The following is a 15,618-nucleotide window of genomic DNA, read 5'->3' as shown; positions in this document are numbered from 1 at the left end:
CCTTTCGCGAGCAGGCTCGCTCCCACAGTTCTGTGTGTTTTCAGGGGACCATATAGCCCCTGATCCCGGTAAAGATGATCTGCGCTGCAAGGGCGCAGACAAACAGGCCCATCAGGCGGCTGACGATCTGCAAACCCTGCTCACCGAGAATCCGTTCGATTCGGTTGGACAGGTAAAGCACCACGCCCACCGTCAGGCTGGCCAGGGCAATACTGACAATCGCCATCAGCTTGTCATCCCAGTGGGGCTGGCTGACGCCCATGACCAGCAACGCACCGATCGTGCCGGGCCCGACAGTGAGCGGGATGGTCAAGGGCACAATCGTCACGTCCTGCTGCACATTGTCTGTTTGCACCGCAGACTTGCCTTGGGCCATGCCCAGCGCCGAGATAAACAGCACGCTGCCGGCACCGATGCGGAATGCATCGACGGTGATGCCGAAGACGCTGAAGATCGTGCGCCCGAACAGGTACAGCAATACACTGGAGATCAGCGTGGCCAGGGCCACTTTCCAGGCCAGCCGGCGGCGTTCCTTGTTCGAGTAACCCCGGGTCAGGCTGATAAAGCACGACAGCACGAAAAACGGGCTGTAAAGCACCAGCATCTTCAAGTACACACTGAACAGCACATGGAGCATGGTCTGAGCTCACATCGATAGGGGGTGCCGAAAGTCTATCAGGGGGATTGGCTGTCTGTTAGGACAGTTGCGTACGGGATTGACGCAGCTCACGTTGTTCGACCCAAAACTCCACCAGTTCGCGCAGTTGCGACAGTTCCACGGGTTTGGACATATGCCCGTCCATACCGGCCTGCCGGGCGCGTTCCTTGTGTTCGGTAAGGATGTGGGCGGTCAGGGCGACAACCGGAGTTCGTACCCGCTGGTGGCTGACTTCCCAGGCGCGCAACTGCTCGGTGGCAGAAAACCCGTCGAGTACCGGCATCTCACAGTCCATCAGCACCAGGTCATAGCGCTGGGTCTTCATCGCCTTGAGCGCTTCGGCACCATTGCAGGCCGTGTCCGGGTTCAGGTTGAGCTTGCCCAGCATGCCGCGGATAACCTTGGTCGAGATATTGTTGTCTTCGGCCACCAGAATGCGGAAGTCGCCGGGCACGGAGACCGCAACGGCAGCGGGGCCATTGGCGGTGGTTTGTGCGGCGGCATGGCCTTTGTTGCGCTGGGTCAGTTCGTCCGCCAGGGTGGTCTTGAGGGTGTAGCCGGCCACCGGCTTGGCGAGGATGCGCTTGATCCCGCAGTTACGCGCAATGATCTTGCTAGGGGCATTACTGATACCGGTGAGCATGACCAGCAGGATGTCGTGATTGAGGCTCGGGTCTTCCTTGATCTTGGCGGCCAGTTGCATGCCGGTCATGCCGGGCATGTTCTGGTCCAGCAGGACGATGTCGAAGTAGTCTCGCAAGTGCGCCTTGGTGCGCAGCAAGGCCAGGGCTTCCTTGCCCGAGGCGGCGGCGCTGACATTCAAGCCCCAGGCGGAGCATTGCTGCACCAGCACTTTGCGGCAGGTGTCGTTGTCGTCCACCACCAGTACCCGCGCGCCTTTGAGCGGGCTGTCGAGGTCCGAGGTGGGGTGTTCCAGGTGTTGCGGGTCCAGGGGCAGGGTCAGCCACAGGTTGCTGCCGGTGGTTTGACCGGACTTTATGCCGAATTCGCCGCCCATCAGCATGATCAGCTGGCGGGCGATCACCAGCCCCAGGTGGCCGCCCAGGCGGGTGGCGGCAAGGAAGTTCTTGCTGTGCAGTTCGGCGTGCAACAGGGCGTCACGCTCCTGCTCATCCATCGGCTGGCCGGAGTCCTGGATGGCAATGCGCAAGCGTGGCGGGCCATTGCGCTCCTCAAGGGCCACGACGATCAGGATCTCACCCTCGTCGGTCTTTTTCAGGGAGCTTTCGAGCAGGCTGAGCAGGGTCTGGCGCAAGCGTGTGGGGTCGCCGCTGATCACCCGTGGCACTTGTGGCTGGATAAAGCTGATGAGTTCGACGTTCTGCTGTTCGGCCTTGGTGCGGAAGATGCTCAGGCAATCCTCGATCAGGGCATTGAGGTCGAACTGCACGTCATCCAGTTCGATCTGCCCTGACTCAAGCTTGGAGATGTCGAGGATTTCGTTGATCAGCGTGAGCAGCTCATTACCGGCGCTGTGGATGGTCTGTACGTAGTCGCGCTGCTTGACCGAAAGCGGTGTGCCCAGCAGCAGCTCGGTCATGCCCAGCACGCCGTTCATGGGGGTGCGGATTTCATGGCTGATCTTGGACAGGAACTCGGCCTTGGCATTGACTTCGGCCGTGCTGGCCGCCAGTTCGCGGCTGATGCTGAACTGGGCCTGGGTGATGCTGCGGTTGCGTTCGCTCAGGGCGAAGCTCATCAGCAAGCCGCTGATGCACACCACGCACATCAGCGCCAGCACCAGCTCCTGCGGTGCGATGAGGGTCAGGCCCAGCAGCGCCGGGAGAATCACCAGGGTGCCGATATTGAAAATCACCATCGCCATGGCAAACATGCGTGCCGGTTTGTAGCCCTTTTGCCAGTGGTAAACCGATACGGCCAGAATGCTGACACTTGCCAGTCCGACCAGGGCATAGGTAATGAGGTTTAGCGGCAGGTTGTCGATAAACAGCAGCAACAGGCCACCGAGGGCGATAATAAGAATGTCCAGCAGCAGCAGTTTGAGCAGCCGATGGGCACCGCGACTCGCGAAAAAACTATAGGTGAACATCAGCCCGCACGGGGCGGTCAGCAGCAGTGTCAGGTAGGCGCCCGGGGTTTGCAGGCTGTGCCACTGCCCCAGCCAGGGGTCGAGCAGGTTCAGGAACAACACTGAACTGGCCATGAGCAATGCTTCGCAGATCGCCAGCCACAGGCTGCTGGGTGAGCGGCTGAAGGCAAAGCGCACAATGTTGTGCAGCAACAGCATCGTCATGCAGCCCAGCAACAGGCCATAGAGCAGGGGCTTGCTCTGGCTGGCGGCCAGCATCACGGCAGTGTCGAGAGTAATGTGGGGGCGCAGCTGGTGGTCAGAGACCATGCGCAGGTAAACATCCAGCGGTTCGGCGCTTTGCGGCAGGGGCAGCAGGTAGTCACTGCTGGGCACCGGTTTGCGGTTGGTGGGCAATGCCGAGCCGGTGTTGATTTCGCTGATCAGTTTTTGATCATCGAATACATACATGTCCAGGCGCGCCAGGTCAGGGGCAAACAGCCGCAGGATCTGCTCGTGCTTGTCGGGTTGCAGGCGTACGCGCAGCCACAAGGCTTCGCCGGGTTCAGCAGCACCAATGCGGTCAAGGTCGACAGGGCTGAACTGGCTGGACAGGCGAGGGGAGCGTACATCGCTCAGTTGCAGGCTGGCCTGCGGGTCTGACAGAACAGACCAACTGGTCGCTGTAGCGGCTTGCGCAGGCATCATGCCAAGCACAGTGGCCAGTAGGGCGGCGGTAAAAGCTATGGCGATCCTGAGCCAGCGCACGGCGAAATCCCTTCATGGATTGAAGCTAGACGGTAACTATGCGCGGGCCTGGAACGGTTAGGCAAGGGCGCAGACGCCCCGCCTATCCGTATGGAGTGTTTACTCCTGAGGTTCACCACGTTCGCGAGCAATGGCACGGTAGCCGATATCGTTACGGTAGAAGCAACCCTCCCACTCGATGGCCTTGGCCAGCTCGTAAGCCTTGTGCTGTGCCGCTTCTACGGTGTCGCCCATGGCGGTTGCGCACAACACGCGACCCCCCGAGGTCACCACCTCACCGGCTTGATTGAGTGCAGTACCGGCATGGAACACTTTGCCTTCCAGCTTGGCGGCTGCGTCCAGACCCTGGATGACAGTACCTTTGGCGTAATCGCCAGGGTAGCCGCCGGCGGCCAGCACGATACCCAGGCTCGGGCGCGGATCCCATTGCGCTTCAACCTTGTCCAGCGCTTGAGCCAGAGCCGCTTCAACCAGCAGCACCAGGCTCGATTGCAGGCGCAGCATCACCGGTTGGGTTTCCGGATCGCCGAAGCGGCAGTTGAACTCGATCACTTTCGGGTTACCGGCCTTGTCGATCATCAGCCCTGCGTACAGGAAACCGGTGTAGACGTTGCCTTCTTCGGCCATGCCACGCACAGTTGGCCAGATGACCAGGTCCATGACGCGCTGATGAACGTCAGCGGTGACCACCGGGGCAGGGGAGTAAGCGCCCATGCCTCCGGTGTTCGGGCCGGTGTCGCCGTCGCCGACACGCTTGTGGTCCTGGCTGGTGGCCATCGGCAATACGTTCTTGCCGTCGACCATCACGATAAAGCTGGCTTCTTCGCCGTCGAGGAACTCTTCGATCACCACGCGCGAACCGGCTTCGCCAAAGGCGTTGCCTGCGAGCATGTCACGCACGGCGTCTTCGGCTTCGGCCAGGGTCATGGCGACGATAACGCCTTTGCCGGCAGCCAGGCCATCAGCCTTGATCACGATCGGCGCGCCGACTTTCTGCAGGTAAGCCAGAGCCGGTTCGATTTCGGTGAAGTTCTGGTAGTCGGCGGTCGGGATCTTGTGACGCGCCAGGAAGTCTTTGGTGAACGCCTTGGAGCCTTCCAGCTGGGCAGCGCCAGCGGTCGGGCCGAAGCAGTCCAGGCCACGGGAGCGGAACAGGTCAACCACACCGGCAACCAGCGGGACTTCCGGGCCCACGATGGTCAGGGAAACGTTTTTCTCGGCAAAGTCTGCCAGTTGCTCAAGGGCCAGCACGTCGATGGAGACGTTCTCGCATTTGGCTTCAATGGCGGTGCCGGCGTTGCCCGGGGCAACGAATACTTTGGCGACACGTGGGTCCTGAGCTACTTTCCAGGCCAGTGCGTGTTCGCGGCCACCGCTGCCAATGATCAAAACATTCATTTCAAAAACCTCGGATGACGCTGAATTCTGATGAGCACCGCTGAGGTGCCTGAAGGCCGGGCTTTTGTGGGAGCCGGGCTTGCCCGCGATACAGGCACCTCGGTGTTTCAGACACTACCGAGGTGTTGCTGTCGCAGGCAAGCCAGCTCCCACAAAAGCCGGTGCCTACATGGGATCGTGCTGTTAGTGACGGAAGTGGCGCATGCCGGTGAACACCATGGCAATGCCCGCTTCGTCAGCGGCTGCAATCACTTCGTTGTCACGCATCGAGCCGCCTGGCTGGATCACGGCAGTGATACCGGCTTTGGCTGCGTTGTCGATGCCGTCACGGAACGGGAAGAATGCGTCCGATGCCATGACCGCGCCCTGCACTTGCAGGCCGGCGTGTTCAGCCTTGATCGCAGCGATACGGGCCGAGTTTACGCGGCTCATCTGGCCTGCGCCGACACCGATGGTCTGACGACCCTTGGCGTAAACAATGGCGTTGGATTTTACGTACTTGGCCACTTTCCAGGCAAAGATCAGGTCGTTGATCTCTTGCTCGCTCGGGGCGCGCTTGGTCACGACTTTCAGGTCTTCGCTGCCGATCATCTCGATGTCGCGGCTCTGTACCAGCAAACCGCCGTTAACGCGTTTGAAGTCCCAGGCCGGGGCGCGATCTTCGCTCCACTGGCCGCAGGCCAGCAGGCGCACGTTGGCTTTGGCGGCCACGATGGCGCGGGCTTCTTCGCTCACGGACGGGGCGATGATCACTTCAACGAACTGACGCTCGACAATGGCCTTGGCCGTTTCGGCGTCCAGCTCACGGTTGAAAGCGATAATGCCGCCGAAAGCCGACTCGGTATCCGTGGCGTATGCCAGCTCGTAGGCCTGGCGAATGCCGCCTTCGGCGTCCGGGCTGACGGCAACGCCGCACGGGTTGGCGTGCTTGACGATGACGCATGCCGGTTTGACAAAGCTTTTTACACATTCCAGCGCGGCATCGGTATCGGCCACGTTGTTGAACGACAGTTCCTTGCCTTGCAGCTGGGTTGCAGTGGCAATGCTGACTTCGGTCGGCTTGGCTTCAACGTAGAACGCCGCTTTCTGGTGCGGGTTCTCGCCGTAGCGCATTTCCTGGGCCTTGATGAACTGGCTGTTGAAGGTGCGCGGGAACAGGCCGCGGTCTTCGGTGCTCAGTGTTTCAGCAGCCTGGTTCACGGTGCCCAGGTAGTTGGCGATCATGCCGTCGTAGGCGGCAGTGTGTTCGAAGGCCTTGAGCATCAGGTCGAAACGCTGCGCGTAGGTCAGGCCGCCGGCCTTGAGGTTTTCCAGAACATTGGCGTAGTCGCTGGCATTGACCACGATGGCCACGTCTTTGTGGTTTTTCGCTGCCGAGCGAACCATGGTCGGGCCACCGATATCGATGTTCTCGATGGCAGTCGGCAGGTCGCAACCTGGTTTGGAGATGGTGGCTTCGAACGGGTAGAGGTTGACCGCGACCAGGTCGATCGGCTTGATGCCGTGCTCATTCATGATGTCGTCGTCGATGCCGCGACGGCCCAGGATGCCGCCGTGGATTTTCGGATGCAGGGTTTTCACCCGACCGTCCATCATTTCTGCAAAGCCGGTGTAGTCCGCGACTTCAACAGCGGCCACACCGTTGTCTTGCAGCAGCTTGAAGGTACCGCCAGTGGACAGGATCTCGACGCCGAGGGCTTCCAGTTCACGGGCGAAATCAAGGATTCCGGTTTTGTCGGAAACGCTGATTAGAGCGCGGCGGATCGGCAGGCGGGTAGTCTGATCGGTCATCTCGATTTCCATCAAAAGCAAAGGAGTCAGCAAAAAAGGCGGCCTGTTTTATCAGGACGCCTTTCAGTTTTGATTGAATGCTTACAGCAGATCGTACTGTTTGAGCTTTTTGCGCAAGGTGCCGCGATTGAGGCCCAGCAGCTCGGAGGCCTTGGTCTGGTTGCCCTTGACGTAGTTCATGACGCACTCGAGAAGGGGAGCCTCGACTTCGGAAAGTACCAGGTTGTAGACGTCCGTGACTTCAGCGCCCTCCAGATGGGCGAAATAATTGTGCAGCGCCTTCTCGACACTCCCGCGAAGGGTCTGGCCTTCTTCGCTCGGTGTATTGAGGTGCTGTTTCAAGTTGACGTTGTCGCTCACGGGCGTTGTTCCACTCACTAATGTCTCGGTCATCATCGTCATGCGGCCACCCATCCTTCGTCCCCTGTCACCAGGCTCTTGTGTCGTTCGGCGAAAAACGCCTGAACGTTGGCGCATTGTGCTTCCGTATCTTCCAAACGATTGAAGTGGGCGCGAAACTCCTTGGCGCCCGGCAAGGTTGCCAGATACCACCCGACATGCTTACGGGCGATACGTACGCCCAGCACCTCCCCATAGAAGGTGTGCAATGCAGCCAGGTGCTCTAGCAGAATACGTTCCACTTCGATCATCTCCGGTGCCGGCAGCAGTTGCCCGGTACGCAGAAAGTGATCGACTTCGCGGAAAATCCAGGGCCGCCCCTGGGCCGCCCTGCCAATCAACAGTCCGTCAGCCCCGGTCGCGCTCAGCACGTGCAGGGCCTTTTGGGGTGAATCGATATCGCCGTTGGCAAACACCGGTATCGACACGGCCTGCTTGATCGCGGCAATGGTGTCGTACTCGGCATCACCGGTGTACAGGTCGGCACGGGTTCTGCCGTGCACCGCCAGTGCGCTGATCCCGGCTTGTTCGGCGATCTTTGCCACCGTGATGCCGTTCTTGTTGTCCCGGTCCCAGCCGGTGCGGATCTTCAGGGTAACCGGCACATCAACCGCAGCCACGACGGCCTGCAGGATCTCGTTTACCAGTGCTTCGTCTTTCAGCAACGCGGAGCCGGCGGCCTTGTTGCAGACCTTCTTTGCCGGGCAACCCATGTTGATATCAATAATCTGTGCGCCCAGCTCCACATTGGCTCTGGCGGCGTCTGCCAGCATTTGCGCATCACCGCCGGCGATCTGTACCGAGCGTGGCTCGGGATCACCGTCGTGAATCATGCGCAGGCGCGATTTGCGACTGTTCCAGAGACTCATGTCACTGGTGACCATTTCCGAAACAACCAGGCCTGCACCCATGCGTCGGCAAAGCTGACGAAAGGGCTGGTCGGTGACACCCGCCATGGGGGCGAGAATCAAACCGTTGTTCAATGTATATGGGCCGATGCGTACCGCCGACATAGGACTTCCCTGTTGTGGGGCCGGATCTTGGGAGTTCGAAAAAGGGTTGGCATGATACCCGCTCTCGATGACTGGTTAAAGCTGCAATTGAGTGAATTTTGAACAATAAGCAGCAAGTTTCAAGGGTCAAGCGGCAAGCCGGTGCGCTTTAAACGTGTCGGTTACAGCTTAAAGCTAGCAACTTGTGCGAAACCCGCTCATTCGGGCGAGTGAAAACTCAGGCTGTAGTTCACGGCCTTGGGGCCCGGGTCGAGGATGTCCAGAGCAATGTGGATAGGGGTTTGCGGTGGCATTTCGGCTTTGGCCAAGTCGCCGCTGAGGTATTCGCCAGGTTTAAACCGACGACTGGCGATCATTTTGCCGTTGAGATCGGCAAATCGCAGCTCCAGCAGCGGGAAGGGCTGAGAGAACGGTGCGCGATTGTAGAGGATTGCATCCACCACCAGCGCACCGGCGAATTCCGGATGACTGCGTACCACCAGATTGCTGCTCTTGATCCGGTCGATATCGACCTTGGAGGGCACCGTACAGCCGATCTGCGGGCACAGCTGCTGGAAGATCGGGCGGTACTGGTCCTGGCGTGCCAGTTCGTCGAAGTGGTTGGCAATGTACTGCCCGGCCAGTGCGGCTGCGGCCAGGAGTACCAGCAAGCTCCAGAGCAGGCGTTTGCCCCAGGGCGTACGGCGTTTTTGCCAGTCCAGCTGCAGCGGATCGTCCACCAGATCCATCAGCGGGTCTTCGCCCATGGCCGGTTCATTGCGTTTGCGTCTGTCCTTGCTGACGGGCGCAGGCTCAGGGAGTGCGTCGTCCTCGTCCTCGGTGGCAGACAGTCGTTCGCCTGTCAGCGGCGGTTCGAGGTCGTCGTCCAGGGAAAGCTGAAGCGGCGGGGTATCGTCGGGTTCATCGAGGTCCAGTGACAATGACGGCTCGGTGCGTCCGGTTTGTGCAATCTCGGCGGCTTGCCCGGCAACCTTGGCGGATTCGGCGCGGTCTGCCGCAGATTCGCTGAACAGGCTGTCTGACCACTCACCTTCTTCTGCGTCAGAGGTTTCGCGACGAGCGCTTAGCGACGTGGTTTTGGGCTTGTGCGGTTGGCCAAAGCTTTTGCTGGGCTGGATTTCACGCTCTTCGAGCTTGGCCAGTTCTTCGTCCAGATCCAGATGGTCGAGATCGATCGTGCTGGTCTGCCACGGTGCCGGGTTGACCGGCACGGTTGGGGCAGGTGCTTCGACAGGGGCAGGTTCGATCACTTCGGGTGCGGCGACGACGGGCATCTCCACGGCGGGCGGCTGCCCTGTTTCAGTGCTCTGGTTCAGCAGCTGCTGCGCGGCATTGAACACTTGCAGGCAGGCGCCACAGCGCACCACACCGCGCGCCATGCCCAATTGGGCATGGCTGACGCGAAAACTGGTCTGGCAATGTGGGCACTGGGTAACGAAGCTATCGCTCATGCGGCCATCCGGATTGGGCATGGTTTCATTCTAGCGCCGACGGCCGCTGATGCGCACCCAGCCATCGCGATTGGCAATCGGGTCCAGATCGAAGTCCTGGGCGTAAGCGGCGGCCACTTCTTCGCCCTGTTCGGCGAGGATGCCCGACAGTGCCAGGCGACCACCCGGTTTGACCAGGCTCGACAGTTGCGGGGCCAAAGCAACCAGTGGGCCGGCGAGGATGTTGGCGACCACGACATCGGCCTGCACTTGTGGCATGTCTTGCGGCAGGTACAGCGGGAACAGGGCCGGGTCGATGCCGTTGCGGTTGGCGTTGTCGCGTGAGGCTTCCAGCGCCTGCACGTCGATATCGGTGCCGACGGCTTCCTTGGCTCCCAGCAACAGGGCTGCGATGGCGAGGATGCCCGAGCCGCAGCCGAAGTCCAGCACGTTGCAGTCTTTCAGGTCCTGACCGTCCAGCCATTCCAGGCACAGGGCGGTGGTCGGGTGGGTGCCGGTGCCGAAAGCCAGGCCCGGATCGAGCAGCAGGTTGACGGCATCCGGCTCGGGAGCCGCGTGCCAGCTTGGCACGATCCACAGGCGCTGGCCAAAACGCATCGGGTGGAAATTGTCCATCCAGCTGCGTTCCCAGTCCTGGTCTTCGATCACTTCGGCGTGATGCTCAGGCAGTGGCGAACCGGTCAGCAGTTCCAGATGGGAGAGTACGAGTTCGGCTTCGGTGCCGCCTTCGAACAGTGCCAGCAAATGGGTGTGCGACCACAGCGGGGTGGTGTTGAGCTCAGGTTCGAAGATCGGTTGGTCTTCGGCGTCCATGAACGTAACCGAAACGGCACCGACTTCGAGGAACGCGTCTTCGTAGGTTTCGGCTTGTTCCGGGCTGATGGCGAGGCGTACTTGCAGCCAAGGCATGGCGGGCACCTTTGAAAAATTGGAGTGTGCAGCCGGTCGGGCCGCGAGAAGCGCGCAAGTTTACGCGAGCGTAGGCATGGGGGGTAATCAAAAAACGATGAATGCAACGGATCCCTGGTGGGAGCGGGCTTGCTCGCGATACAGGCGACCTGGTCTGGCAGGTTGGCCCGTGTGAGGTCATCGCGAGCAAGCCCGCTCCCACAAGGGCAGTTACCTGCCTTGCAGAAACAACAAAGCCGCTCGAAAGCGGCTTTGTTGATCAGAATACAAACTTACTGGTTAGCCAGTTTGTGTTCCAGGTAGTGAATGTTGACGCCGCCTTTGCAGAAGCCTTCGTCATTCACCAGATCACGGTGCAACGGGATGTTGGTTTTGATCCCGTCGACCACGATTTCGTCCAGGGCATTGCGCATGCGCGCCATGGCTTCGTCACGGGTCGAGCCCCAGGTGATCAGCTTGCCGATCAGGGAGTCGTAGTTGGACGGAACCTTGTAGCCGCTGTACAGGTGCGAATCGACGCGAACGCCGTTGCCGCCCGGAGCGTGGAAGTGCTTGACCATGCCAGGGCTCGGCATGAACGTCGCCGGGTCTTCCGCGTTGATCCGGCACTCCAGCGAGTGACCGTGAATGTTCACGTCAGCCTGGGTGAAGGACAGCTTGTTGCCGGCTGCGATGCTCAACATCTCTTTGAGGATGTCGATGCCAGTGACCATTTCGGACACCGGGTGCTCTACTTGCACACGAGTGTTCATCTCGATGAAGTAGAAACGACCGTTCTCGTACAGGAACTCGAAAGTACCCGCGCCGCGGTAGTTGATGTCTACACAGGCCTGTACGCAACGTGCCAGAACTTCGGCGCGTGCGGTTTCGTCGATGCCCGGTGCCGGAGCTTCTTCCAGCACTTTCTGGTGACGACGTTGCAGCGAGCAATCGCGGTCGCCCAGGTGGATGGCATTGCCCTGGCCGTCGGAAATGACCTGAACTTCCACGTGACGCGGATTGGTCAGGTATTTCTCGAGATAGACCATCGGGTTGCTGAACCAGGCGCCGGCTTCTTCGCGGGTCTGTTTGGCAGCTTCGATCAGGTCTTCTTCACGGTGCACAACGCGCATACCGCGACCACCACCGCCGCCAGCGGCCTTGATGATTACCGGATAGCCGACTTCACGGCCAATGCGCAATGCGGTTTCAGGGTCTTCCGGCAGCGGGCCGTCAGAACCTGGAACGGTCGGAACGCCTGCTGCGATCATGGCGTGCTTGGCCGATACCTTGTCGCCCATCAGGCGAATGGTGTCGGCTTTCGGGCCGATGAAGGCAAAACCGGATTTCTCGACCTGTTCGGCGAAGTCGGCGTTTTCAGCCAAAAAGCCGTAGCCCGGGTGAATCGCCGTGGCACCGGTCACTTCCGCGGCCGCGATGATGGCCGGAATGTGCAGGTAAGACAGGTTGGCCGGTGCCGGACCGATGCAGACGGTTTCGTCTGCCAGGCCCAGGTGCATCAGCTCTTTGTCGGCAGTGGAGTACACCGCGACAGTCTTGATCCCCATTTCCTTGCACGCCCGCAGGATGCGCAAAGCAATCTCGCCACGGTTGGCGATCAGGACTTTTTCCAGCTTCTGAGGCTTCAACATCGTTGGCTCCCCGTGGTTCAAACGATGGTGAACAGCGGTTGGTCGAACTCAACCGGCTGACCGTTTTCTACCAGGATGGATTCGATAACACCGGCTTTTTCGGCGGTGATGTGGTTCATCATTTTCATCGCTTCCACGATGCAAATGGTGTCGCCGACCTTGACGGTCTGGCCCACTTCAACGAAGGCAGGCGAGGTAGGCGCCGGGGTGCGGTAGAAGGTACCGACCATTGGCGACTTGACCACAAAACCGTTCAGTTTCGGTGCAGCAGGCGCTTCGGTCACGGTGGCAACCGGGGCAACAGCCACTGGCGCTGCAGCAGGCGCTTGCATTGGGGCTGGCGCGTAGTACTGCTGGGCAGGTGTCTTGCTGTGACGGCTGATACGTACGGACTCTTCGCCTTCTTTGATTTCCAGCTCGTCGATGCCGGACTCTTCCAGCAGCTCGATCAGTTTCTTAACTTTACGGATATCCATGAATCGTCAACTCCCAATGGGTCGGTCAGGGGCGTTTAGCTTGTAGTTCAAGCTGTTCCAGGGCGGCCTCCAAGGCCAGTCGATAACCGCTGGCGCCAAGGCCGCAGATCACACCTACCGCAACGTCGGAGAAGTAGGAGTGATGGCGGAAAGGTTCGCGTTTGTGCACGTTAGACAAATGCACTTCGATGAATGGGATGCTCACCGCCAGCAGCGCGTCACGTAATGCCACGCTGGTGTGGGTAAAAGCCGCCGGGTTGATCAGAATAAAATCCACCCCTTCGTTGCGGGCAGCGTGTACGCGGTCGATCAATTCATACTCGGCGTTGCTTTGCAGGTAGAGCAAATGGTGGCCGGCATCACGGGCCCTTTGTTCCAGATCCTGATTGATTTGCGCCAGGGTGGTAGCGCCGTAGACGCCCGGCTCGCGGGTGCCGAGCAGGTTCAGGTTGGGGCCGTGTAGTACCAGGAAAGTCGCCATCTGCTGTTCCTTATTATCTGTGTGCAGTTGTCAGTGCCGGGCGACTATGCCGAAAAGCGGATTCGCTGTCCAGTTAACTGCAATAGCCAGCACGATGACCGATGTTCGCGAAAAGTTTGTGACTGAGGCTCTAGATCTGGTCATTCGCGATCGCAACACGTTCGGCGAAGTCCGCGGCATTGATCTCGCCGATGACCCGTTGGTCACTTATTTCGGCTCCCTCCTTGCCGAAGAACATCAGTGCCGGAGGGCCGAACAATTTGTAGTGATCGAGCAGGGCGCGTTGTTCGGCATTGCTGGCAGTCATATCGAAACGCACCAGTCGGTAACCCTTGAGCAGATCCAGCACCCTGGGGTTATTCAGCACCTCATGTTCGATCACTTTGCAACTGATGCACCAGTCGGCGTACCAGTCCAGCAACAGTGGTTGCCCAGCGGCTTTGGCCTGGGCCAGTGCGCTGTCCAGTTCGGCCGGGGTGCTGACAGTGAGCCATTGGCCTGCTGGTACTGCAGAACCATTTGCGGCGCTGGCAACCGGTTGGGAATGGCCGATGGGGTTGAGCGGATCGCTCTGACCGCTCAGGGCGCCAAACCAGCAGGCCAGGGCATAGATCAGTAAAAACAGGCCCAGCAGTTGAGCCAGACGCTGGCACGGGGCTTTGCTGGTGAACTCGAGGGTGCCAAGGAACAAACTGACACCCGCCGCCAGCGCGCCGATCAGCAGCAGCGTGACCGGCCCGGGCAGCACGCGGCTGAGCAGGCCGATTGCCAGGCCGAGCAGCAGTACGCCAATCGCGTTTTTCACACTGACCAGCCACGGTCCGCTTTTTGGCAGCCAGGCCGCACCACCGGTTGCGACCAACAGCAACGGTGCGCCCATCCCCAGGCCCAGGGCGAACAGTTTCAAGCCTCCGCCCAGCGCATCGCCACTGGCACTGATATACAGCAGCGCCCCGGCCAGCGGCGCCGATACACAAGGAGAAACCAGCAGGCTGGAGACCACGCCAAGCACCGCCGCGCCCCACAGCGAGCCACCCTGGGTGCGATTGGCGACACGGTCGAGGCGATTGCTGATGGCTTGCGGCAGTTTCAGTTCAAATACACCGAACATGGCGAGGGCGAAAATGGCGAAGAACAGCGCGAAAGGCACCAGCACCCACACCGATTGCAAACGTGCCTGCAAATTGAGTTGCGCACCGAACATGCCCATCAAGGCGCCCAGCAGGGCAAAGCAGGCCGCCATCGGCAGCACGTAGGCCAGCGACAGGCTGAAGCCGCGCAGCCCGCCCACCTGGCCGCGCAACACCACGCCCGACAGAATCGGCAGCATAGGCAGTACGCAGGGAGTAAATGTCAGGCCCAGGCCGGCCAGGAAAAACAGCGCCAGTTCGCGCCAGTTCCACGCGGTTGCCGGTTCGCCGGTGCTGGTGGCTGTGCTGCCATCGATGCTCAGGCGTTCGGTTTCCGGCGGGTAGCACAGGCCCTTGTCGGCACAGCCCTGGTAGGTGACCACCAGAGTGAAGGGGCGCTGGTCTTTGGCCGGGCGCGGGATATCGACGTCAAGAATGCCGTGATAGACCTCGACATCGCCAAAGTACTCATCGTGTTTGGCTTCGCCGGGGGGCAGTTGTGCGGTGCCCAGGGCGATATCGGCGGGTTCGGTCTTGAAGGCGAACTTGTGCCGGTACAGGTAATAGCCTTCGGTGGGCACGAAGCGCAGCTTGATCGACTCGGGTGTGCTGCTGATGAGGTTGAGCTTGAAGGCTTCGCGTACTGGCAGAAAGTCGCTGCTGTTGTTGATGGCGCCCAGGGTTGCGCTGGGGCGGTTATCCAGCAAGCCCGCGCCCATGGCAGGCACGGCAAACAGCAGACACAGGAGCAAAAGCAGGCGGCGCATAGGAATCTCGCAAAGCAAACGTGCGGGCATGATAGCGCGGTGCATGGGTATGTGGGTGTGTGGGAGCGGGCTTGCTCGCGATTGCATCACCGTGGTCATGCAGGTAGACCGAGTCGTCGGTATCGCGAGCAAGCCCGCTCCCACAAGGGGGGCGGGTTACACCCGAAACGCCTGCACCGCGGTGTTGAGTTCTGACCCCAGCGTCAGTAGCTGCTGGCTCTGGTCGCGGGCAATGCCGATGCGTTGCAGGTTTTCGTCCCCCAGCACGTGAATGCGCTCGCTGTGGTCGCGAATCTCGCTCACCGCCCCGGTTTGCTGGGCAGTGACGTCGGCGATGCGTACGGCGGTAGTGGAGATGGTGGCAATCGCCCCGACAATTTCATCCAGTGCCCCATCTGCGTCCTGGGCTTGCTGGGCGGTGGCCCGGGCGTGGGTCACTTGTGCGCGGATGCCCTCAACCGATTGGCGGGCGGCCAGTTGCAGGCCGCCAATCAGGGTCTGGATTTCGTTGGTCGCGCCTGCGGTGCGCTGTGCCAGCGAGCGCACTTCTTCCGCGACCACGGCAAAGCCGCGGCCCATTTCACCGGCGCGGGCCGCTTCGATAGCGGCATTCAAGGCCAGCAGGTTGGTCTGGTCGGCAATCGATCGAATCACCGTCAACACGCCACCGATGGTGGCCGACTCTTCGGCCAGGCG

13 protein-coding genes are annotated in these 15,618 nt (G+C 60.5%); all 13 read right to left on the bottom strand.

All coding sequences use genetic code 11. The annotated features are described in order from the left end of the window. Positions 1-40: 40 nt before the first annotated feature. Positions 41-637: a MarC family protein gene (locus GHO03_RS16330; RefSeq protein ID WP_095001023.1), complete on the bottom strand. Its 597-nt coding sequence runs from the start codon at positions 635-637 to the stop codon at positions 41-43. 58 nt (positions 638-695) lie between these two features. Then, complete coding sequence (locus GHO03_RS16325) at positions 696-3,476, bottom strand: hybrid sensor histidine kinase/response regulator (RefSeq protein ID WP_095001024.1); 2,781 nt, start codon at positions 3,474-3,476, stop codon at positions 696-698. 99 nt (positions 3,477-3,575) lie between these two features. Next, complete coding sequence (gene purD, locus GHO03_RS16320; protein ID WP_153400191.1) at positions 3,576-4,874, bottom strand: phosphoribosylamine--glycine ligase; 1,299 nt, start codon at positions 4,872-4,874, stop codon at positions 3,576-3,578. A gap of 183 nt (positions 4,875-5,057) precedes the next feature. Continuing rightward, complete coding sequence (gene purH, locus GHO03_RS16315) at positions 5,058-6,665, bottom strand: bifunctional phosphoribosylaminoimidazolecarboxamide formyltransferase/IMP cyclohydrolase (protein ID WP_095019746.1); 1,608 nt, start codon at positions 6,663-6,665, stop codon at positions 5,058-5,060. Positions 6,666-6,746: 81 nt separating this feature from the next. Next, complete coding sequence (fis, locus tag GHO03_RS16310; RefSeq protein WP_003439210.1) at positions 6,747-7,067, bottom strand: DNA-binding transcriptional regulator Fis; 321 nt, start codon at positions 7,065-7,067, stop codon at positions 6,747-6,749. After that, positions 7,064-8,077, bottom strand: a complete 1,014-nt coding sequence (gene dusB / locus GHO03_RS16305; protein ID WP_095020812.1) for a tRNA dihydrouridine synthase DusB — start codon at positions 8,075-8,077, stop codon at positions 7,064-7,066. Before dusB ends, fis begins: the two co-directional genes overlap by 4 nt. Before the next feature lie 197 nt (positions 8,078-8,274). Beyond that, on the bottom strand, positions 8,275-9,528 hold the full coding sequence (locus GHO03_RS16300) for a DUF3426 domain-containing protein (RefSeq protein WP_153328521.1): 1,254 nt from the start codon (positions 9,526-9,528) through the stop codon (positions 8,275-8,277). 30 nt (positions 9,529-9,558) lie between these two features. Further along, positions 9,559-10,437 carry a 50S ribosomal protein L11 methyltransferase gene (gene prmA / locus GHO03_RS16295; RefSeq protein ID WP_095019748.1) on the bottom strand — a complete coding sequence of 293 codons (879 nt, stop codon included), beginning with the start codon at positions 10,435-10,437 and terminating at the stop codon, positions 9,559-9,561. Positions 10,438-10,709: 272 nt separating this feature from the next. After that, positions 10,710-12,068, bottom strand: coding sequence for an acetyl-CoA carboxylase biotin carboxylase subunit (gene accC / locus GHO03_RS16290; RefSeq protein ID WP_095001029.1), 1,359 nt, complete (start codon positions 12,066-12,068; stop codon positions 10,710-10,712). A gap of 17 nt (positions 12,069-12,085) precedes the next feature. Continuing rightward, complete coding sequence (gene accB, locus GHO03_RS16285) at positions 12,086-12,544, bottom strand: acetyl-CoA carboxylase biotin carboxyl carrier protein (RefSeq protein WP_095001030.1); 459 nt, start codon at positions 12,542-12,544, stop codon at positions 12,086-12,088. Positions 12,545-12,569: 25 nt separating this feature from the next. Beyond that, positions 12,570-13,025 (bottom strand): type II 3-dehydroquinate dehydratase, encoded by a 456-nt coding sequence (gene aroQ / locus GHO03_RS16280; protein ID WP_048360251.1) that lies wholly within the window; start codon positions 13,023-13,025, stop codon positions 12,570-12,572. A 130-nt stretch (positions 13,026-13,155) separates the two neighbouring features. Continuing rightward, positions 13,156-14,922 carry a protein-disulfide reductase DsbD gene (locus tag GHO03_RS16275; RefSeq protein WP_153400190.1) on the bottom strand — a complete coding sequence of 589 codons (1,767 nt, stop codon included), beginning with the start codon at positions 14,920-14,922 and terminating at the stop codon, positions 13,156-13,158. A gap of 156 nt (positions 14,923-15,078) precedes the next feature. Continuing rightward, positions 15,079-15,618, bottom strand: a 540-nt coding sequence (locus GHO03_RS16270; RefSeq protein ID WP_372241759.1) for a methyl-accepting chemotaxis protein, incomplete at its 5' end; no start/stop codon positions are given.

This window comes from Pseudomonas sp. FSL R10-1339 (assembly GCF_009600545.1).
Taxonomy (GTDB): Bacteria; Pseudomonadota; Gammaproteobacteria; order Pseudomonadales; family Pseudomonadaceae; genus Aquipseudomonas; species Aquipseudomonas bubulae.
Note: the sequence above shows the minus strand (reverse complement) of the source record. Positions and strands in the feature narration are given on the sequence as shown.

What these genes read in the sequence shown, in the direction of transcription:
- purH (WP_095019746.1), bottom strand. Translation starts at nt 6,665, where the DNA reads ATGACCGATCAGACTACCCGCCTGCCGATCCGCCGCGCTCTAATCAGC.
- accC (WP_095001029.1), bottom strand. Translation starts at nt 12,068, where the DNA reads ATGTTGAAGCCTCAGAAGCTGGAAAAAGTCCTGATCGCCAACCGTGGC.
- accB (WP_095001030.1), bottom strand. Translation starts at nt 12,544, where the DNA reads ATGGATATCCGTAAAGTTAAGAAACTGATCGAGCTGCTGGAAGAGTCC.
- fis (WP_003439210.1), bottom strand. Translation starts at nt 7,067, where the DNA reads ATGACGATGATGACCGAGACATTAGTGAGTGGAACAACGCCCGTGAGC.
- prmA (WP_095019748.1), bottom strand. Translation starts at nt 10,437, where the DNA reads ATGCCTTGGCTGCAAGTACGCCTCGCCATCAGCCCGGAACAAGCCGAA.
- GHO03_RS16330 (WP_095001023.1), bottom strand. Translation starts at nt 637, where the DNA reads ATGCTCCATGTGCTGTTCAGTGTGTACTTGAAGATGCTGGTGCTTTAC.
- GHO03_RS16300 (WP_153328521.1), bottom strand. Translation starts at nt 9,528, where the DNA reads ATGAGCGATAGCTTCGTTACCCAGTGCCCACATTGCCAGACCAGTTTT.
- aroQ (WP_048360251.1), bottom strand. Translation starts at nt 13,025, where the DNA reads ATGGCGACTTTCCTGGTACTACACGGCCCCAACCTGAACCTGCTCGGC.
- purD (WP_153400191.1), bottom strand. Translation starts at nt 4,874, where the DNA reads ATGAATGTTTTGATCATTGGCAGCGGTGGCCGCGAACACGCACTGGCC.
- dusB (WP_095020812.1), bottom strand. Translation starts at nt 8,077, where the DNA reads ATGTCGGCGGTACGCATCGGCCCATATACATTGAACAACGGTTTGATT.
- GHO03_RS16275 (WP_153400190.1), bottom strand. Translation starts at nt 14,922, where the DNA reads ATGCGCCGCCTGCTTTTGCTCCTGTGTCTGCTGTTTGCCGTGCCTGCC.